Here is a 500-nt window from a genome sequence, read left to right on the forward strand (position 1 = left end):
GATCAGATCAAATTCTGGTAAACCGTATTTCTTTTGCGCATCCGCAATCACTTGGATTAATTGGTAAGTAGCAAACACCACGGTCATTGCATTCGCTAAGACTTTATTTGTTTTTTTCAAAGCTTTTGAACATCAGTTGGTAGCTGATAGAGCAAGATCTGAAACATCGAATTCGACAACAGCATCTTTGTTTTTCGACGCTTGCCAACTTATGTATCAGAATACACCGCAAAGGAACGAAACGGCACTTCTGTATAGCGTGTCCATTCTCTTATCGTTTGTGACATCAAAGTCAGAAAAGGCACGAAAAACAAAACACGCTTGCCAGTTCTGGTTATTTGTTCTGCTATCTTAAAGATGGTAAAAATCTTCTCCGTTTCAAATGCCATAATAAGTTTGCCACGGTCTGCTTCTTTTAAACCCTCACAGACTTTCTCATACTTTTGGATTTGTTGAAAAGTTACCCCTAATTGATGCCCTAATTGCTTTTGAGACATTCC

General features: G+C 38.6%; 1 pseudogene. It reads right to left on the reverse strand.

The features are described 5' to 3' along the window. Positions 1-500 (reverse strand): annotated as a pseudogene (locus ACFILW_RS11220) (DEAD/DEAH box helicase family protein); the annotation flags it as partial.

The sequence above is a fragment of the Bartonella sp. TT110JLCBS genome (assembly GCF_042193405.1).
Lineage (GTDB): Bacteria > Pseudomonadota > Alphaproteobacteria > Rhizobiales > Rhizobiaceae > Bartonella.